Annotated in this window: 12 protein-coding genes; 5 read left to right on the forward strand and 7 right to left on the reverse strand. The window is 72.5% G+C overall.

Features of this window, described 5'->3' with window-relative positions; translation table 11 throughout:
* Positions 1 to 66: 66 nt before the first annotated feature.
* The 4 genes from ACFWRO_RS12865 (at position 67) to ACFWRO_RS12880 (ending at position 6722) form a co-directional block, all read left to right on the forward strand.
* The gene (locus ACFWRO_RS12865; protein ID WP_384508513.1) at positions 67 to 741 is read left to right on the forward strand and encodes a spermidine synthase; all 675 of its coding nucleotides are present in this window, start codon (positions 67 to 69) and stop codon (positions 739 to 741) included.
* 59 nt (positions 742 to 800) lie between these two features.
* Positions 801 to 1538 carry a response regulator transcription factor gene (locus tag ACFWRO_RS12870; RefSeq protein WP_362422256.1) on the forward strand — a complete coding sequence of 246 codons (738 nt, stop codon included), beginning with the start codon at positions 801 to 803 and terminating at the stop codon, positions 1536 to 1538.
* On the forward strand, positions 1535 to 2632 hold the full coding sequence (locus tag ACFWRO_RS12875) for an ATP-binding protein (protein WP_384508516.1): 1098 nt from the start codon (positions 1535 to 1537) through the stop codon (positions 2630 to 2632). The genes ACFWRO_RS12870 and ACFWRO_RS12875 overlap by 4 nt, the downstream gene beginning before the upstream one ends.
* 280 nt (positions 2633 to 2912) lie before the next feature.
* Positions 2913 to 6722 carry a multifunctional oxoglutarate decarboxylase/oxoglutarate dehydrogenase thiamine pyrophosphate-binding subunit/dihydrolipoyllysine-residue succinyltransferase subunit gene (locus ACFWRO_RS12880; protein ID WP_384508518.1) on the forward strand — a complete coding sequence of 1270 codons (3810 nt, stop codon included), beginning with the start codon at positions 2913 to 2915 and terminating at the stop codon, positions 6720 to 6722.
* Positions 6723 to 6819: 97 nt separating this feature from the next.
* On the opposite strand, the gene fxsT is transcribed toward ACFWRO_RS12880, so the two are convergent.
* The 7 genes from fxsT to ACFWRO_RS12915 all read right to left on the reverse strand — a co-directional run bounded on the left by fxsT (position 6820) and on the right by ACFWRO_RS12915 (position 18699).
* Positions 6820 to 9849, reverse strand: coding sequence for an FxSxx-COOH system tetratricopeptide repeat protein (fxsT, locus tag ACFWRO_RS12885; RefSeq protein WP_384508521.1), 3030 nt, complete (start codon positions 9847 to 9849; stop codon positions 6820 to 6822).
* Positions 9850 to 9907: 58 nt separating this feature from the next.
* Complete coding sequence (locus ACFWRO_RS12890; protein WP_384508523.1) at positions 9908 to 11185, reverse strand: aKG-HExxH-type peptide beta-hydroxylase; 1278 nt, start codon at positions 11183 to 11185, stop codon at positions 9908 to 9910.
* A gap of 72 nt (positions 11186 to 11257) precedes the next feature.
* The gene (locus ACFWRO_RS12895) at positions 11258 to 11461 is read right to left on the reverse strand and encodes a hypothetical protein (RefSeq protein WP_384508526.1); all 204 of its coding nucleotides are present in this window, start codon (positions 11459 to 11461) and stop codon (positions 11258 to 11260) included.
* 154 nt (positions 11462 to 11615) lie between these two features.
* The gene (locus ACFWRO_RS12900; protein ID WP_384508529.1) at positions 11616 to 14864 is read right to left on the reverse strand and encodes an SAV_2336 N-terminal domain-related protein; all 3249 of its coding nucleotides are present in this window, start codon (positions 14862 to 14864) and stop codon (positions 11616 to 11618) included.
* A gap of 7 nt (positions 14865 to 14871) precedes the next feature.
* Positions 14872 to 15879, reverse strand: a complete 1008-nt coding sequence (locus tag ACFWRO_RS12905; protein ID WP_384508532.1) for an AAA family ATPase — start codon at positions 15877 to 15879, stop codon at positions 14872 to 14874.
* Between the two features lie 112 nt (positions 15880 to 15991).
* Complete coding sequence (locus tag ACFWRO_RS12910; protein ID WP_384508535.1) at positions 15992 to 18202, reverse strand: trypsin-like peptidase domain-containing protein; 2211 nt, start codon at positions 18200 to 18202, stop codon at positions 15992 to 15994.
* A complete protein-coding gene (locus ACFWRO_RS12915) occupies positions 18199 to 18699 on the reverse strand; it encodes a CU044_2847 family protein (RefSeq protein WP_384508538.1) in 501 nt (166 codons plus the stop codon). Before ACFWRO_RS12915 ends, ACFWRO_RS12910 begins: the two co-directional genes overlap by 4 nt.
* A 96-nt stretch (positions 18700 to 18795) precedes the next feature.
* Between ACFWRO_RS12915 and ACFWRO_RS12920 the strand changes: the two genes are divergently transcribed.
* Positions 18796 to 18981, forward strand: a complete 186-nt coding sequence (locus tag ACFWRO_RS12920) for a DUF6104 family protein (RefSeq protein ID WP_384508541.1) — start codon at positions 18796 to 18798, stop codon at positions 18979 to 18981.
* Positions 18982 to 18985: the final 4 nt, after the last annotated feature.

Here is an 18985-nt window from a genome sequence, read left to right on the forward strand (position 1 = left end):
CCCGGCCCTCCCCGCCCCGCGAGGATGGCCGGGACAGTCGTCTGCCGATTCCGGGAGTGCGCGCACATGTCCAGCCCCGTCACGATCGACCGCCGCGAGGGCCCGTACGGAGAAGTCGTACTGCGGCGGCGCGGCGAGCATTTAGAGATCATCGCCAACGGCACCTTCCTGATGGACACCTCCGACGGACGTTCGGAGCGACGGCTGGTCGACGCGGCCTACCTCGCGCTCGACCCACCGCCCGGAGGCCCCCTCCCCTCGGTCCTCATCGGCGGTCTCGGCGTCGGCTTCTCCCTCGCCCACGCCGCCGCGGACCCCCGCTGGGGCCGGATCGCGGTCGTCGAACGCGAGCAGGCGATCATCGACTGGCACCGCGAAGGCCCTCTGACCACGATCTCCGGCACGGCGCTCGCCGATCCGCGGAACGTGATCCTGCACACGGACCTCGTGGCCTACGTCCACGACTCTCCCGACACCTACGACGCGCTCTGCCTGGACATCGACAACGGCCCCGACTGGACCGTCACCGAGGACAACCAAAACCTGTACTCCGCCGAGGGGTTGGCGGCCTGCGCGAGGCGTCTGAATCCGGGCGGAATCCTCGCCGTCTGGTCGGCCCGGCCGTCCGCCGATTTCGAAGCGTCCTTGCGGAATGCCGGATTCAACGGGGTACGGACGGAAGAGATCCCCGTTGCCCGGGGCGTCCCTGACGTGGTGCACCTCGCCATCCGGCCTGGATAGCCGGGACGCTGTCAGTGCCTCTAGGCTGCTGGCCGATACCAGCGATGCGAGGCGGGGCTATGGAGCAGACACACACCACTCACCACGGTGCGGCGGCCACTCCGGGCGCGCAGCGGCGAGTGCTGGTCGTCGAGGACGACACGACGATCGTGGATGCGATCGCCGCGAGGCTGCGGGCGGAAGGATTCCTCGTCCAGACGGCGACCGACGGCCCGGCGGCCGTCGACGCGGCCGAGGCCTGGCAGCCCGACCTGATGGTCCTCGACGTGATGCTGCCCGGTTTCGACGGCCTCGAGGTCTGCCGCCGCGTCCAGGCGCAGCGCCCGGTCCCGGTCCTGATGCTGACCGCGCGGGACGACGAGACGGACATGCTGGTCGGCCTGGGCGTAGGCGCCGACGACTACATGACCAAGCCGTTCTCCATGCGCGAGCTGGCCGCGCGCGTGCACGTCCTGCTGCGCCGGGTGGAGCGGGCCGCGCTCGCCGCCGTCACCCCGCGGAGCGGGATCCTGCGCCTCGGCGAGCTGGAGATCGACCACGCGCAGCGCCGCGTCCGGGTCCGCAACGACGACGTCCACCTGACGCCGACCGAGTTCGACCTGCTGGTCTGCCTGGCGAACACCCCGCGCGCGGTCCTCTCCCGCGAGCAGCTGCTCGCCGAGGTCTGGGACTGGGCGGACGCCTCCGGCACACGGACGGTGGACAGCCACATCAAGGCGCTGCGCCGGAAGATCGGGGCGGAGCGGATCCGTACGGTCCATGGCGTCGGGTACGCGCTGGAGACGCCGGCGTCATGAACCGCCGGGGGCAGCGCCCCGAGCGCCCGAGAAGGCGCCGGATCGTGATCTCGATCAAGACCAAGCTGGGCACGCTGGTCGTCGGGGCGGTCCTGCTGACCTCGGGGCTCGCGCTGGTGGCGATCCGGACCTCCACGGAGTTCCGGTACATCACGATCTTCGCGATGATCGCGACGCTCCTGATCACCCAATTCGTGGCGCAGTCCCTGACGGCGCCGCTCGACGAGATGAACACGGTGGCCGGATCGATCTCGCGCGGTGACTTCAGCCGACGCGTGCGGGGCGCGGACCGCCGCGACGAGCTGGGCGACCTGGCCTCGACGATCAACCGCATGGCGGACGACCTGGAGTCCGTCGACCGGCACCGCAAGGAGCTGGTCGCGAACGTCTCGCACGAGCTGCGCACCCCCATCGCCGCGCTCCGCGCGGTCCTGGAGAACGTCGTCGACGGGGTCTCGGAGGCCGATCCGGAGACCATGCGTACGGCCCTGAAGCAGACAGAGCGGCTCGGCCGGCTGGTGGAGACCCTGCTCGACCTGTCACGTCTTGACAACGGTGTCGTCACGCTCAAGGCACGCCGCTTCGAGGTCTGGCCGTATCTGTCCGGCGTGCTCCGGGAGGCCAATCTGGCCGCGTCCCAGCGCGGCCTGTCCTCCACGTCCGGCCTGCACAACCGTACGGACGTCCATCTGCACCTCGACGTCTCGCCGCCCGAGCTGACCGCCCACGCGGACGCGGAGCGGCTGCACCAGGTGATGGCGAACCTGATCGACAACGCGGTGAAGCACTCGCCGCCGCACGGCCGGGTGACCGTACGGGCGCGGCGCGGGCACTGGCCCGACTCGCTGGCCCTGGAGGTCGAGGACGAGGGCCCGGGCATCCCGGAGGCGCTGCGGCACACGGTCTTCGAACGGTTCAACCGGGGACAGACGCCGGCCCAGTCCGGTCCGGGCAGCGACGGCGGTACGGGTCTGGGACTCGCGATCGCCCGCTGGGCGGTGGATCTGCACGGCGGTGAGATCGGTGTGGCCGAATCGTCACGTGGCTGCCGAATTCAGGTCACTCTTCCGGGAAGTCTTCCGGCACGGGATTGACGTAGGGTCGAACCGGAAGCACATGTTCTGCGTGTACATGAGCAAGACACGATCAGGACGTGGTCAGGGATGCCTGCCTCAGGGGCGGCAACCCGGGTCGCTCGTACCCGCGAGTGGGCAGAACCACGCTTGTTTCCCGCCAATCCCTGCCCCGAAACGCCGCTTCAAGTGTGACTTACGCGACGTTGGTAGTGCCCGGCCTGCACCTCTCGGCCAGGGAGGCGTAGCCTTTATTTCCGCTGTCCATCACCTTGTGAAGCGGAAGAGGGCGGTTACCGCCGTGTCGTCTCAGTCCCCCAGTTCCCCGAGTACCTCCACCGGCCAAGACGGGCAGGGTAAGAACCCTGCGACCGCCTTCGGCGCCAATGAGTGGCTCGTCGACGAGATCTACCAGCAGTACCTCCAGGACCCGAATTCAGTCGATCGTGCCTGGTGGGACTTCTTCGCCGACTACAAGCCCGGCGCCACGGAGACCCCGGCCTCCGCGCCGCAGGTGAGCCCCGCACAGGCCGCACCTGCCGCGCCCGCCGCTCCGGCCCCGGTCACGGCCGCCCCCGCCGCAGCCGCCCCGGCTCCGGCCGCCGCCGCTCCGGCCCCCGCCAAGCCCGCCGCCGCCCCGGCTCCGGCCGCCGCGGCCCCGGCGCCGGCGAAGGCCGCTCCGGCCGCCGTGAAGCCCGCCCCCGCCGCTCCCGCGGCCGAGGCGCCCGCGGGCCCGGAGCTGATCACGCTGCGCGGCCCCGCCGCCGCCGTCGCGAAGAACATGAACGCCTCGCTGGAGGTGCCGACGGCCACGTCCGTCCGCGCGGTCCCGGTGAAGCTGCTCTTCGACAACCGGATCGTGATCAACAACCACCTGAAGCGCGCCCGGGGCGGGAAGATCTCCTTCACGCACCTCATCGGCTACGCGATGGTGCAGGCGATCAAGGCCATGCCGACGATGAACTACTCCTTCGCGGAGAAGGACGGCAAGCCGACGCTGGTCAAGCCGGACCACGTGAACTTCGGCCTCGCGATCGACCTGGTCAAGCCCAACGGCGACCGCCAGCTCGTCGTCGCGGGCATCAAGAAGGCCGAGACGCTGAACTTCTTCGAGTTCTGGCAGGCCTACGAGGACATCGTCAAGCGCGCCCGCGTCGGCAAGCTGACGATGGAGGACTTCACCGGCGTCACGGTCTCCCTGACCAACCCGGGCGGCCTCGGCACGGTCCACTCGGTCCCCCGCCTGATGCCCGGACAGTCGGTCATCATGGGCGTCGGCTCCATGGACTACCCGGCCGAGTTCCAGGGCACCTCCCAGGACACCCTGAACAAGCTGGGCATCTCCAAGGTCATGACGCTGACCTCGACGTACGACCACCGCGTCATCCAGGGCGCCGCCTCCGGCGAGTTCCTGCGCGTCGTCGCGAACTACCTCCTCGGCGAGGAGGGCTTCTACGACGACATCTTCAAGGCCCTGCGCATCCCCTACGAGCCGGTCCGCTGGTTCAAGGACATCGACGCCTCGCACGACGACGACGTCACCAAGGCCGCGCGCGTCTTCGAGCTGATCCACTCCTACCGGGTCCGCGGCCACGTCATGGCCGACACCGACCCGCTGGAGTACCGCCAGCGCAAGCACCCCGACCTGGACATCACCGAGCACGGACTGACGCTCTGGGACCTGGAGCGCGAGTTCGCGGTCGGTGGGTTCTCGGGCAAGTCGATGATGAAGCTCCGCGACATCCTCGGCGTGCTGCGCGACTCGTACTGCCGCACCACCGGCGTCGAGTTCATGCACATCCAGGACCCGAAGCAGCGCAAGTGGATCCAGGACCGGGTCGAGCGCACGCACTCCAAGCCGGAGCGCGAGGAGCAGCTGCGGATCCTGCGCCGTCTGAACGCGGCGGAGGCCTTCGAGACCTTCCTGCAGACCAAGTACGTCGGTCAGAAGCGGTTCTCCCTGGAGGGCGGCGAGTCCGTCATCCCGCTGCTCGACGCGGTCATCGACTCCGCCGCCGAGTCCCGCCTGGACGAGGTCGTCATCGGCATGGCCCACCGCGGCCGGCTGAACGTACTCGCGAACATCGTGGGCAAGTCGTACGCGCAGATCTTCCGCGAGTTCGAGGGCAACCTCGACCCGAAGTCGATGCACGGCTCCGGCGACGTCAAGTACCACCTGGGCGCCCAGGGCACCTTCACCGGCCTGGACGGCGAGCAGATCAAGGTCTCGCTCGCCGCGAACCCCTCGCACCTGGAGGCGGTCGACCCGGTCCTGGAGGGTGTCGTCCGCGCCAAGCAGGACGTCATCAACAAGGGCGGCACGGACTTCACCGTCCTGCCCGTCGCCCTGCACGGTGACGCGGCCTTCGCGGGCCAGGGTGTCGTCGCCGAGACGCTGAACATGTCGCAGCTGCGCGGCTACCGCACCGGCGGCACGGTCCACATCGTCATCAACAACCAGGTCGGCTTCACGGCGGCTCCCGAGTCGTCCCGCTCCTCCATGTACGCCACGGACGTGGCCCGCATGATCGAGGCGCCGATCTTCCACGTGAACGGCGACGACCCGGAGGCCGTGGTCCGCGTCGCGCGGCTCGCCTTCGAGTTCCGCCAGACGTTCAACAAGGACGTCGTGATCGACCTCATCTGCTACCGCCGCCGCGGTCACAACGAGGGCGACAACCCGCAGTTCACCAACCCGCAGATGTACAACCTGATCGACAAGAAGCGTTCGGTGCGCAAGCTGTACACCGAGTCGCTGATCGGTCGCGGCGACATCACGCTCGAAGAGGCGGAGCAGGCGCTCCAGGACTTCCAGGGCCAGCTGGAGAAGGTCTTCGCGGAGGTCCGCGAGGCCACCTCGGCGCCGGCCCCGGCGCACGTCCCGGACCCCCAGCCGGAGTTCCCGGTCGCCGTCACCACCGCGGTCTCCCAGGAGGTCGTGAAGCGGATCGCCGAGTCGCAGGTGAACATCCCGGAGCGGATCACGGTCCACCCGCGTCTGATGCCGCAGATGCAGCGCCGCGCGGCCTCCATCGACGACGGCACCATCGACTGGGGCTTCGGCGAGACCCTCGCCATCGGCTCGCTGCTCATGGAGGGCACCCCGGTCCGGCTGTCCGGCCAGGACTCCCGCCGCGGCACCTTCGGCCAGCGGCACGCGGTCCTGGTGGACCAGGAGACCGGCGAGGACTACACCCCGCTGCTCTACCTGGCCGAGGACCAGGCCCACTACAACGTCTACGACTCGCTGCTCAGCGAGTACGCGGCGATGGGCTTCGAGTACGGCTACTCGCTGGCCCGCCCGGACTCCCTGGTCATCTGGGAGGCCCAGTTCGGTGACTTCGTCAACGGCGCGCAGACCGTCGTCGACGAGTTCATCTCCTCGGCCGAGCAGAAGTGGGGCCAGACCTCCGGCGTCACGCTGCTCCTGCCGCACGGCTACGAGGGCCAGGGCCCGGACCACTCGTCCGCGCGCCCGGAGCGCTTCCTCCAGATGTGCGCGCAGGACAACATGACGATCGCCATGCCGACCCTGCCGTCGAACTACTTCCACCTGCTGCGCTGGCAGGTCCACAACCCGCACCACAAGCCGCTGATCGTCTTCACCCCGAAGTCGATGCTGCGTCTGAAGGCGGCGGCGTCGAAGGTCGAGGAGTTCACCACCGGCGGCTTCCGCCCGGTGATCGGCGACTCCGCCGTCGAGGCAGGTACGGCCAACGCGGCCGACGTCCGCAAGGTCGTCTTCTGCGCCGGCAAGGTCTACTACGACCTGGAGGCCGAGCGCCAGAAGCGCGGCGTCACGGACACCGCGATCATCCGTCTGGAGCGCCTGTACCCGCTGCCGGGTGCCGAGCTGCAGGCCGAGATCGCCAAGTACCCGAACGCCGAGAAGTACCTGTGGGCCCAGGAGGAGCCGGCGAACCAGGGTGCCTGGCCGTTCATCGCGCTCAACCTGATCGACCACCTGGACCTGGCGGTCGGCGCCGACATCCCGCACGGCGAGCGCCTGCGCCGGATCTCGCGCCCGCACTCCTCGTCCCCGGCGGTCGGCTCGGCCAAGCGCCACCAGGCCGAGCAGCAGCAGCTGGTCAACGAGGTCTTCGACGCCTGACCCGCTGTACGGCACGCTGTCTGACCCGCTGTACGGACACGCTCAGAGGCCCGGCTCCCCGCGAGGGGGGCCGGGCCTCCGGCGTTGCTCCCGGGCCTCAGCCCAGGTTGGCCTCGAAGTCCCAGTAGGGCCGGTTGCGCTGGCGCGCCGAGAGGGTGTGCGGGTGCTGGGCGCCGAGGGTCCTGGTGAGGGTGAGCAGGGCGTCCTCCTCCAGCTTCCCGGCCTCCTCGACCTCGCGCAGGCCGCGCAGGTCGGTGGCGAGGGCGACCTGGCTGGAGAGGGTGAGCGGGTGTTCGCTGCCGAGGGCGTGCCGGGCCCTGCGGAGGGTGTCGCGGCTGAGTTCGGCGGCGTCGGTCACCCGCCCGTTGAAGTTGCGGGCGGCTGCGGTGTTGAGCGCGCAGCCGAGGACCCATGGGTGGTCGGGTCCCACCGAGGAGGTGAGCCCGGCGAGCGCGGCCTCCAGGATGGCCAGCGCGTTCGCGCGTTCGCCGGAGGCCTGCATGACGAGCGCGGTGTTGGCCAGCACGCCCGTGGCGACGGCGTGGGCGGGGCCGAGGAGCGCCCGGTAGCCGGCTTCGGCCTCGGTGACGAGTTCCCTCGCCTGGTCGAGGTCACCGTGTTCGCGCAGGTAGTTGGCGTAGTTGTTGATGGCGGCGAGGGTGATGTAGTGCCCGCGCCCGTGCACCTGCTCCAGCTGTTCGAGCAGGGCGGCCATGGTGGCTCCGAGGTCCTGCTGGAAACCGCCCTCCCGGCGTCGGCACAGAGCCAGTTGGGTGCGGGCGAACAGGGTCTGCAGGTGCTGTGGGCCGAGGACCTGGACGTGTACCCGGACGTTGGCCTCCTGGCGCGCGAGCGCCTCGCGGTACTGGCCAAGGAGCCGGAGGTCGTGGGCGAGGGCGTTGCTGGTGCTGAGCGTGTGGGAGTGGCGGCTGCCCAGGACGCGCTCGCAGCGGACCAGCGACTCCGCGTCGAGCTCCTGGGCCTCGCGGTACCGGCCGAGCGAGCGCAGCACCACGCCGAGGTTGTGGCGGGCGACGAGGGTGGAGAACTCGGTCTCGCCGAGGAGCCGTTGTGCTTCGGAGAGCACCTGGCGCTGGAGGTGCTCCGCCTCCTGGTACTGGCCGAGGAATCTCAGGTCGCTGGCGATGGCGCTGCCGGAGAGCAGCGAGCCGTGCTCGTTGCGGGGCTCGGAGGTGTTCAGCCGCTCGCGCTGGGCGAGGTCGAGATCGTAGGCCTCGCGGAAGCGGCCGAAGGAACGCAGGACGTTGCCCTGCTGTGTGGTCAGGTCGAGCATGGGCTGGTCCAGGGGGTCCATGAAGGTGGACCAGGCGTCCCGGATCTGCTCGGCGAGCTGGGCACCGGCCCGGAACTCGCCACTGCGGTAGCAGTAGCGGAGGCTGTTGAGGACGGCGGTCTGCACGCGGGGGTTGCGGCTGGAGAGCGCCCCGGACGGGCCGACGTGCGGCAGGAGTTCGGCGTACCGGGGCCAGTGCCGGCTGTCCAGCGGGTTGCCGGGGTCGGCCTCGGCGAGGAGGGTGCGGACGGCCTTGCGGTGGGCCTCGCGGTGTTCGCCGTCGGTCAGGCGGGCGACGATGTCGTGGACGAGCCGGTGCATGTGCACAGACTCCTGGTGCGGCCCCATCTCGGCGTTGGTGGCGGCGGGGCCTCGGGTCTCGCGGGTGAGCACCGAGTAGTTGACGAGGGTGTCCAGGGCGCGGGTCCAGGCGGGCAGGTCGGTGGCCATCCAGCGCAGGTCCTCGGGCAGGTCGGCCTGGGGGTAGGCACGGACGAGACCGAGAGGGATGCGGCCGGGGGCGAAGGAGGCGCACAGGCTGAGCACGTCGATGGCCTGCGGCTGGGAGCGTCGGAGCCGGTTGATCAGTATCGACCAGGAGGTGAGCGAGGCGTTCGGGTATCCGTCGCCGAGTGCGGCGTCCTCGACGGTGGAGAGCCGTCCGTCGCGGACCATGCGCAGGTACTCGGGGACCTCCATGCCGGACTCGCCGAGCCAGGCCGCGGCCTGGACGAGCGGCAGGGGTACGTCGCCGAACTCGGCGGCGACCTCGTCGGCCTGCGGCGCGGTGATGTGGGAGGCGCGGCGCATCAGGTAGGCGGTGGACTCGGCGCGGTCGAAGCTGGGGATCTCGAGGACGTCGGTGTAGTCGCCCCAGCCGCGGTTGCGGGAGGTGATCAGCACGTGTCCTGGCCCCTGGGGCAGCATGACCTGGGCGCCGTCGGTGTCGTCCCAGCCGTCGAAGATGACGAGCCAGCGGGAGTGCGGGTCACCGCGGCGCAGGGCCTCCCGTACGGCACGGATCCGCTCGCCGGGGTCGTTGCCCGTGGGCAGGCGCAGTTCGGCGGCGAGTTCGCCGAAGCGGTCGCGCTGGATGTTCCGGTCGTCGGAGTTGACCCACCAGATGACGTCGTAGTCGGGGCTGAAGCGGTGGGCGTACTCGGCGGCGATCTGGGTCTTGCCGATTCCGGACATGCCGAGCAGGGTGCAGGCCGCGTAGCCGCGCTCGGCGTCCATCAGCCGTTCCTGGAGCTCGGCGAGGAGGTCGTCGCGACCGGTGAACCTCGGGTTGCGGCGCGGGATCTCGCCCCAGATCTCCGGTGGGGTGTCGGGGTAGCGCACGGAGACGCCGGGCGGGACGCGGCGGCCGCCGGAGCGGCGGGTCCCGATGCCGAGCCGGCTCAGGAGGCGGGCCTCGGCCTCCTCCTCGCCGACGCCCCAGAGGCTGACGGGTTCGAGGACGGCGGTGGCGGGGAGCAGCGGCCGGTTGGTGAGGTTGACGGCGGCGAACCGGTCGGCCCGGGCGGCGACGAAGCCGCGCAGGACGTCGTTCCATTCGCCGGCCGGCCGGGGGCCGAGCTGGAAGAACCAGTCGTTGAGCACGAGCAGGACCTGGCCGCGGGCGAGCAGAAGGTCGCTGAGGGAGTCCTCCAGGGGAACCTCGCGCGGCGGGTCCCAGCGTTGCAGCGTGGCGCGTACGCCGTGCGCTTCGAGCCGCTGGTTGATCCAGGTCGCCCACGGCCGGTGGTAGCCGGGGAAGACCACCAGGACGTGCTCGGGGGCGCCCCCGCCTCCGTCGTCCGCCGCGCTGCCGCCCGACCGCTGTTCCGCCATCTGTACGTCTCCCGTCCCGCGAACGCGCAACGCAGTGTCATCTGCCCTGGGCACAGTGTTACCCAGCTGCCCGGGGGGCGGCGCCGAGGCTCGCGTGATGCCGCCTCATTTGCTGGGCGAACTCCCGCCCCTCATTGGTCAGTTCATCGGATTCAAGCAGGATCACCAACGCCTCGCCCACCTGATCGTGGATATGGTCGAACTGTTGCCCGGCGCTGGACCGCCAGGGCCGTGGCAGCGCCTGCGCGGTGGCGGCCCGCCGCCACAGATCGGTCAGGGCCAGATGGGCGTAGGCGCCTTGGAGCACTCCGCCGATGGGCCGCGCGTCGGGACGCCAGCCGACCCGGTGCACCGCGGCCCTGCTCTGCCGGTACAGCGGTACGAGTTCGTGCAGGGTGGCGAGCTTGCTGTGGTGGATCTCGTGGACGAGCGTCTCGGCCATGTCCTGCGCCCCGGCCGGCACGGAGGTCAGGACGGCCCCCGGAGCCGACCGCAGGGTGGCCCCCAGGGAGCGGTGGCCGTGCGGCGCCAGGGGGACGACGGCGCGCAGGCAGCGCAGGACCTCGGCGGCCCGGCCGGGATCCGTGCCCGCGAGCAGGGCGTGCGCGGCCCGCCAGCGTGCGAACCAGACGGCGGGGTCGGTGTCGCCGGCCGAGGCGGCGGTACGGGGCGGGACGCCGACCCCGCCGGGCGGTACCCGGTAGGGATCGAGGTCGTCGAGCCGGGCGGTGGAGTCGGGGAGCGTGGACAGGCTCTGCCAGCCCTGGCCCCGGCCGACGAGGGTGCCGGTGCGCCGATCGGTGAGCAGCAGGACGGTGGGTGCGGCGGGCGTGGGTTCCTCGGGGTGGATCCGTGCGACGCGGAACCCGGCCTTGATCCGGACGCGCCCCGACCGCGCGGTCTGCCGACCGACTCCGGGCAGCGACAGGAAGCCGTCGGGTGCCTCGACGGCGATGTCGAGGGGCCAGTCGGCGCGGAGGGCCGCGGTGACGGCGAGGCTCTCCAGCCGGACGAGGTGGCGGTCGAGCGCCGGCCCCAGGGGCTCGACGAGGGCGGCGGCCAGCCATGCGCCCGTCATGGGGTAATCGAGCACGTCACGGACGACAGCGGGGTGACGGCCCTCGATCCGTTCGAGGAGGTGCCAGGACTCCTCGAAGCGGCGGAACACGCCGGCGTCGATCGCCTCGCGGTCCCGCTGGACGCGGACCAGGAGGGCCTTGAGCAGCAGCAGCCGCCGCGCGTGCAGGGCGGAGCGCAGCAGGGCGCCGTCGGCCTCGGCGGGGCGCGTGCGGGCCAGCTCCGCGAGGGCCCCGGCGGGCAGCGGCGCGAAGTTCATGTCCGACTCCTTCGGCGGCCCCCCGGCCATCGCGGGGATCCGGCCGGAAACAGACGGTTGTCGTGGTCCGGCTCAGGCGGCTTTGTCCCCCGCGCCCTCGCACCAGGCGTCGGCGAGTTCCAGGGTGCGCAGCAGCACCCGCTCGACGGCGGCGGCGAGTTCGGGATCGTCCATGCCACGCAAGGTCCGCAGGTCCACAGCGACGAGATCGGGCAGGTGCGCGGACCGGCCGTTGTCGCGCTCGACACCGGTCGCCCACTCCTTGTGCTCCGACACCCTCGGCTCCTCCCCACCGACGCCTGTCCCCCACGGTCGTAGCGGCGGAGCGGTTCTTCCCGACGCCAGGAAGACGGAAACCCGTTCGACTCAACTGCGCCCATGTGCGCCCCCGTTATTCGGCCGTTCTCCGTATCGGTCCTCAGGCCCTCGCCTACCCGACCGTCTCGCTCCACTCCCACCACGGAGGTGCGATCCGGCGGCGGTCCGCCACGGAGAGCGCGGGACGGTACGGGTTCAGCTCCGCGCTCGCCTCCGCGAGCAGCGCCCTGGTCCGCTCGACGTCGCTCCAGTCCACCTCCACCAGCGCGGACACGAGCCGCCGCCACTGCTCGGCCGCCGCGTCCAGGACCGCGCGGGCGCGTCCGTTCCTGCCCATCAGCAACAGGACGGCCCCCTGCGCGTGCAGGGCGCGGGCGCCCGTGATCGTGCCCGGGGTGTCACCGTGGGCCGAGCGGGCGTCCTCCCAGGACCGTTCGTACGCCGTGAGCGCGTCGCCCAGGACGCCGTCCCGGGCCGTTTCGCTCAACTCCAGTCTCACCCGTCCCAGTTGCAGCCACACCTCGGAGCGCAGTCCGATGTCCCGCGTCGTGCGCGCGGCCTGTTCCAGGAGGTGGCGGCTCTCGAAGAGGTCGGGGAGGAATCCGGCGCGGTGGAAGCGCAGGGCCAGCACGGTGCCGATGAGGATGCCGGCGCGGGGCCGCTCCGGGGCGCCGGCCGGGAGGCTGGTCAGGGCCTCGCGCAGGACGCTCTCGGCGCGGTCCACGGCGGCCTGGTCGGGGGTGGTCGCGGCGCGGCGCATCAGGGACTCGCCCCAGGCCATCAGGGTCCGGCCACGCTGTCCACTGTCGGCGGGGGCGAGCAGGCTGGCCTCCTCGTACGCGGTGTCGGCGGCCGGCCCGTCGCCGGCCGTGTCGGACAGCCGGGCGCGCGCCGTAGCCCAGCGCAGCCGCAGGGCGACGCGGTCGTCGAGCAGCTCCCCCGCCCGGTCCAGGACGGGCAGGATCTCGGCCGGGGCGGCGCCGGACAGGTGCAGGGCGTCGGCGAGGTCGAGGAGCGCCGCCACGCTCTCCCGAAGGGAGAGCGCCGTGGTGAGCTCGGTCGCCGCGGCCGCGCCGTCGCCGCGCGCGAGGAGCAGCCGCCCCCGGCGCAGGTGCAGCGTGTGGTGGTGGGCCTCGGGCCAGTCCGGTACGTCGCCGAAGAGCGCGTCCAGGGCGTCGTCCAGGTGCCGTGCGTCGGCGGTGTGACGCCACAACCCGTGGTGCGCGACGGCCTGTTCGAGCCGTGCCTCGGCCCACTCCGCGCCGCCCGGCTCGGCCAGGTCGCCGGCCCGCTCCAATTCGGTCAGGGCGCGGCTCAGGAGCTCCCGGCGGCGCTCGGTGCCCTGGACGGCGGCGGTGCCGGACTCCGCGTACAGCACGCGCCCCAGCAGGATCCCGGCCTCGACGGGGTGGTCCGGCAGCGCGGCCTCGGCCTGTCGGCGGGCCCGGACGAGCAGCGAGGAGTCGGACTGGCCGAGCCACTGCTCGAAGAGGCGCCGGGCGGCGGCCAGCGGGTCGGGGGTGATCAGGTCGGGGTGGTAGAAGCGGAGCACGCGCGCGGGGATACGGGCGAACAGTTCGGGTTCCGTGCCGACCGGGCCCGTGGGCTCGTCGGTCCCCTCGACCGTGCCGGGGGCCGCCGCCGGGTCCTCGCCGGTGCCGCGACCCGCGAGCCGGGCGGCCGCGAGCGCCGGGAAGTTGCGCATGCCCTGGCCGAAATTGCGCTCCACGTACTCGGAGCAGTGCTTGAGCACGAGCGCGGCCGCGCCCCGGTCCAGGGAGCCGAGGAGGTGCTGCTGGACGCGCGGGGAGTAGCTGAAGCAGGGGTACGGGGCAGGGCCCGGCAGTTGCCGCAGGAGCCCGCTGAGCAGGACCTCGGCGAGCTCCATGGGGCCGGTGTCGGGCAGCATCGCGCGCTGGACGAGCTGCATGACGGGCAGGGCGAGCGGGGCGGCCGCGAGATGGACGGCCAGCAGCAGCGCGCCGGGCGAGGCACCCGCTGTGAACGCCCGCAGCAACTCCTCGTCGCTGCGCGGGACACGGGGCCGGGCGGGGGAGGTGATGGGCGCGGTGGGAGCGGTTGCGGCGGCGATCGGGCCGGATGTCGCCGCCCCGCGGGGCGGCTCCGGGGCGATCAGGGCCGCCCAGCCGCGCACCCCGCCCGAGCCGTGGCCCGCGTGCAACCGCGCCCAGGAGGCGAACGCCTCGGGCGTGGGCGTGAGCACGGGCACCGCGCGCGTGTCGGGGGCCGGCGGCTCCCAGGGCTCCTCGTCGGGCTGGAAACCGGTGTGTCCGCCCGGGGACGACGGGCGGAGTAACAGGCCCGGCTCCACCGACAGCGCGGTCCGGGACCAGAGCCGTGGCGGCAGCGGCTGGACGAGGGCGAGCGGGGACTGCCGGGGCCACTGGTGGATCAGCCGCTGGGCCGCGCCGCGCTGCCAGAGCGGGCCCACGCAGTCGCTGACGATCAGGGTGAGGCGGCGGCCGGTCGGGTCGTGCAGCTGGTCACCGGGGCGCAGCCGGGGCCGGCCGTCGGCACCGGAGGTCGTGGTGACCAGTGGCGCGCCCTCGCCCGTGTCGTACAGCCGGTGCACCTGGACGTCGCGGAAGGCGCCGGACTGCTGGCAGGCCTGGCGGAGTTCCTCGACCATGCGGGTCCAGACGACCATGGCGGGGCCGGTGTCCATGAGCAGCTGGATGTCGGGGCGGCGGCCCGCCGCAGGGCGCATGACGGGCATGAGCATGCCCGCCGCCGCGCTGCGTTCGGCGGTCGCCTCCTCGTCCAGGAGGCCTTCGCCTGGCCGGAGCGGGAAGTGGGCGTAGTGGCGCAGCGGACGGAGCGCCTTCTGCAGGCCGAGGAGACCGGGCAGCGCGTTGGCGCCGGGCGCGCGGACGGGAAGGGCCCTGCTTCCCCCCGCCGTCCGGGCGCCGGTGCCGGTGGCCCCGCCGATGAACGGCCGGATGTCGACGGTGTCGGTGGCGCGGGCGGGCCGGTCGGGGTCGTCGTCGGGGCCTGTGCCGCTTCCGGGGGCGGTGCCACCGCCGGGCGTGCGGCCGGTGTCGGTTCCGGTACCGGTGCCTGGACCCGTGCCCGTACTCGTACGGGAATCGGCGTCGCTGCCGTCGCCCTGCTCGCCGCCGGTGCCGGTGGCTGGATCTCGTCCCTCCCCGGAGAACTCGGCGCCGTCCTGGTCCTCCTGGTGGTCCGCCGCGGGGTCGTCCCCGGGGTCGCCCGCCGGGTCCGGGGCAGGCGTCGGGAGCCACTGGGCGAGCCAGACGGCGTCCGCGACCTCCTCGGCCGTGGGCTCCTGACCACCTGCCCGCAGTCTGCGGGTGAGCTCTTCCAGATGCATCCGGTGCATCCGGCCATCACCTCGGCTGATCGAGCGGCTGCATGAGCATGTCCGCGATGCGTTCCCGGGTCACCCGCTCGGTGCGCGGGGCGTGCTGGGTCAGATAGATCGCGTTCAGGAGCTGGTCGGTGGCGATGACCTCGCCGGGCTCGCGGTTCAGGAAGCGGCTGACCAGGCCCTCTTCCCCGGCCGCCGCGTCGGGGCCGAGGTGCGCCGCGATCATGGCACCGAGCTGCTCCTCGCCCGGCGGCTCCAGCTCCAGGCGGATGCAGCGGCGCAACAAGGCGGCGGGGAAGTCCCGTTCGCCGTTGGAGGTGAGCACGATGAACGGGAACGTGGAGCAGCGGATCCGCCCGCCCTGGACGGGGACCTTCCGGCCGTCGTCCGTGAGGACCTGGACCACGGGCTCCCGGTCGGCGAGCCGCTCCAGCTCCGGGATGGCGAACTCGCCCTCCTCCAACGCGTTCAGCAGGTCGTTCGGCAGGTCCAGGTCGCTCTTGTCGAGCTCGTCGATGAGCAGGACCCGGGGCTGCTCGGAGGGGAGCAGCGCGGTGCCGAGCGGTCCGAGCCGGATGTACGAGCCGATGCCCGCCGGCGTCGCGGCGGGCACCGTCGACCCGGCCTGCGCGCGCTCCAGCTGGACGTCCTGGAGACGGCCGATGGCGTCGTAACGGTAGAGCCCGTCCTGGAGCGTCGACCGGGAGACGATCGGCCACCGAAGGACCCGGCCAAGGCCCAGTTCGTGGGCGACGGCGTGGGCGAGCGTGGACTTTCCGGTTCCGGGGTTGCCGGTCACGAGGAGCGGCCTGCGCAGGTAGAGCGCCGCGTTGACGGCGTCGGTCTCGGCGGGCCGGGGGTGGTGGTTCTGGACCAGGCGGCGGCGCACGCCTAGGCGCCGGTCGGAGCCGGCCAGGGTGTCGTCCGCGCCGCCCGTCGAGAAGTCCCGCCACGGCGGCGGGGCGGGCAACCGCCTTATCTCGTCGTGCGGGTGGCCGGCACCACGGTAGATCCGCCAATCGTTCACGATGAACTCCTCCTGGCTTCTGCGGTGTCGTGGGCCGGCCCCTCGAACGTACCGCCGGACCCCACCCCTCTGCGATGCGCGAACCGGACCTTTTGTCCGCGTGGCGGCGGGGTCACCAGTCCTCCTCGCCGAGCATCGAGGGGCCCTGGAGCGGGTCTTCGTGCGGCGGGCGGTCCGGGGGGTCGAAGAGAACGGCGAGGTTCTCGGCCCAGGCGTGCTCGGAACGGACGGGCGGGCCGCCACCGCCCACTGCCGAATCGAGGGAGGGGTCCGGATCCAGGCCCGGAGTCAGGGCGGGATCGGCGTCCAGGGCCGTGTCCGGGTCCACGTCCAGATCCACGTCCATGTCCAGATCCACGTCCAGATCCACATCCATGTCCAGATACAGGTCCTCGTCCGCGGACACCCGCTTGCGCAAGGAGATGACCGGTCCGTGCAGGCCCTCGGCCACGCCCGCCTCGGCGAGCAGCAGGCCGGCCCGCTCGTGGAACTCGGCGCAGGTCGTGCGGTCGTGTTCATGCGCGCCGTGGCGCCACAGGGCGATGGGATGGCCGGCGGCGAGCGCGGCGGCCATGGCCTTGAGTCCGTCACCGCTGCCCACGGGGCCGCAGTACACCGGAACCGAGCCGTCCGCGGCGTCCGAGAGCCGTACCCAGGCCTGTCGGGGCGACTCGCGGCGGATCCGCTGCGCGGCGTGGACGTCCCGCGCCGCCGCGAGCGTGTCGGCGCGCAGCGGTACCGCCCGGAGCGGTCCGAGGCCGGCCGTCCGCCACCTTCTGCGCCACTCGGGCGCCGGCGGGCGCCCGGCGCGGCCGCGGTCCCGGATGACGACGATCCGGCGGTGGCCGAGGGGCAGCGAGCGTTCGTCGAAGAAGTCGTCGTCGGGCGAGAGGCGCCAGGTGTCCAGGGGCTCGTCGAAGAGCTCGCGCGGCAACAGCGCCTCGACGGCGGCCAGATGCTCGCCCCGGTCGCCGCGGGCCAGCGCCTCCGCGAGCGGCTCCCGCAGGGTGTCCCGGAGCCGTTCGCGCTCGACGCCCTCGTCGTCCCCGTACAGCGGGGTGATGGTGTGCCCGTCGAAGAGCAGCTTCACCCGCCAGGGGAACTTCCGGCCGTAGGGCGGGGGGTCGATCTCGACGAGGACATCGGCGCGGGCCCCTGGCTCCCGGGCCGTCCTGGCTCCGGTGGGTCGGCCGTACGCGAGGACGGCGGCGATCGCCTTGCGGGTGCGGAGCGGTGTCGCGGTCGCGGCGTCGGTGATCCAGGCGGCCAGGTCCGTGACGGCGGTGCCCTCGCCGTGCCGCTCCCTGACGTGCCGGGCGACCTTGGCCGCGTACACGAGCACGGCGTTCGGGCCGATGTCGGTGGCGGACTCCTGGTTCGGTTCGTGGAGTTCGTGGAGGAGGCCGACGCCCTCGCGCCAGGTCTGCGGGGCGACTTCGAGCACGGGGCGCAGGTCGTGGCCGACGGTCAGCCGCCGGGCCTCGTCGACGAGGTGCAGGACGTCTCCGGGTCCGGTCGGCGGGTGCAGTTCGGCGAGCCGGCCGTACAGATGGATACGGCGCCCGGGGTCGAGGCCCAGGGCGCCGGGTGGACGGTGCCGGAGCTGCGCCCTGGTCCAGTCGCCGTCCTCGTTGTCGAGCGAGCGGAAGCGGGCGAGGTGGTACCGGTCGTGGTCCCGCATGACCTCGGAGAGCACCTCGCCGCCGCGCTCGCGGTGGAGCCCGCGCAGGGAGGTGATGGGGACGGCGGCGCCCTCGTCCGCGCCGCGCCCCTTGTTGAGGCCGATGACGACCGCGCGGTTCAGGTCGACGACCGGGCCGCCGGAGAGCCCCTCCACGGGCTGGGTGCCGCTCAGCAGGAGGGCCTCGCCGTCGACGCCGTGGACCCTGCCGACGGCGTCGCGGATCGCGAGCCGGCCGGTCACCCGGGACCAGCCGTACAGCGCGACCGGGATGGGGTCGGCGATGACGGGCGGGCGCTCACTGAGCCGTACGCAGCTCGCGTCCCGGGCGTCGGGGACGCGGACGAGCGCGAGGTCCGGGAAGTCCCAGCGGTCCAGCTCCTGTTCGGGCTCGGCGGGGCGCGGCCTCGCGAGGACGACTTCGCCGGTCGTCACTCCGCCTTCCCAGACGATGCCGACGGCCCGCTCTCCTTTCCACACCTCGCTCCCCCCTTTGGCCACGACGTGCGCGCAGGTCAGCACCCAGCCGGGGGCGATGAAGAAGCCGGTGCCCCAGTACCGGTCGCCGTGCGGGTCATACCCGTCACCGGGAGCCGCGATGCGTACCAGCGCGGGGCGCACGAGGGATTCGAAGGCGCTCATACGGCGCCGTCGGCCGCCGGCCGGTGCGGCGCCCCCGCATCGGGCGCCGGCGCGGGACCGGGGACGGGGGCGGAGCCGGTTACGGAGCCTGGTTCGCGGCCGGGACCGGGTACGGGTGCGGGGGCCGGGTCGGCCACCGGATCGGCGGCCGGATCGGCCGCGGGCGCCGGGCCCGGTTCGGTCCAGGTGAGGGAGACCGCGATCGAGGCCGTGCCGCCGCCCTCCGCGAGGACGCTGATCACCTTCCCCGCCTGCGCGGTGAGTTCGATGCCGAAGCTGACGGAGACCTCGACCGGCGCCTGCGGGTCGAGCCCGCCCCGCAGCGAGCCGACGACCCCGCGCACGACGTCGGTGAGCCCCTCCGTCAGGGAGAGGACCCGGTCCCCGATGCCGGTGTCCGTGAAGCCGCCACCCCGGCGTAGTTCCTCGGGCTCGCTGACGCGGGCCCAGACGGGTGTTCCGTCGTCCAGTCGAATCCGAGCGATCCCGTGCGTCACAGCGGCCCCCCGCTCCCCGAAACGATGATGAAGAAGGCTAGTCCCTGACGCTGACAAGCGCGATAGGCCGCGCGGGGCACGGCCTATCCTGATCGCATGTACTTCACTGACCGTGGCATCGAGGAACTGGAGAAGCGGCGCGGCGCGGAGGAGGTCTCCTTCGAGTGGATCGCCGAGCAGCTTCGTACGTTCGTCGATCTCAACCCCGACTTCGAGGTGCCCGTCGAGCGCCTCGCGACCTGGCTGGCCCGCCTCGACGACGAGGACGAGGACGACGAGTAAGTAG

The sequence above is a fragment of the Streptomyces sp. NPDC058579 genome, assembly GCF_042718575.1.
Lineage (GTDB): Bacteria > Actinomycetota > Actinomycetes > Streptomycetales > Streptomycetaceae > Streptomyces.

What these genes read in the sequence shown, in the direction of transcription:
- ACFWRO_RS12865 (WP_384508513.1), top strand. Translation starts at nt 67, where the DNA reads ATGTCCAGCCCCGTCACGATCGACCGCCGCGAGGGCCCGTACGGAGAA.
- ACFWRO_RS12870 (WP_362422256.1), top strand. Translation starts at nt 801, where the DNA reads ATGGAGCAGACACACACCACTCACCACGGTGCGGCGGCCACTCCGGGC.
- ACFWRO_RS12875 (WP_384508516.1), top strand. Translation starts at nt 1,535, where the DNA reads ATGAACCGCCGGGGGCAGCGCCCCGAGCGCCCGAGAAGGCGCCGGATC.
- fxsT (WP_384508521.1), bottom strand. Translation starts at nt 9,849, where the DNA reads ATGGCGGAACAGCGGTCGGGCGGCAGCGCGGCGGACGACGGAGGCGGG.
- ACFWRO_RS12890 (WP_384508523.1), bottom strand. Translation starts at nt 11,185, where the DNA reads ATGAACTTCGCGCCGCTGCCCGCCGGGGCCCTCGCGGAGCTGGCCCGC.
- ACFWRO_RS12900 (WP_384508529.1), bottom strand. Translation starts at nt 14,864, where the DNA reads ATGCACCGGATGCATCTGGAAGAGCTCACCCGCAGACTGCGGGCAGGT.
- ACFWRO_RS12910 (WP_384508535.1), bottom strand. Translation starts at nt 18,202, where the DNA reads ATGAGCGCCTTCGAATCCCTCGTGCGCCCCGCGCTGGTACGCATCGCG.
- ACFWRO_RS12920 (WP_384508541.1), top strand. Translation starts at nt 18,796, where the DNA reads ATGTACTTCACTGACCGTGGCATCGAGGAACTGGAGAAGCGGCGCGGC.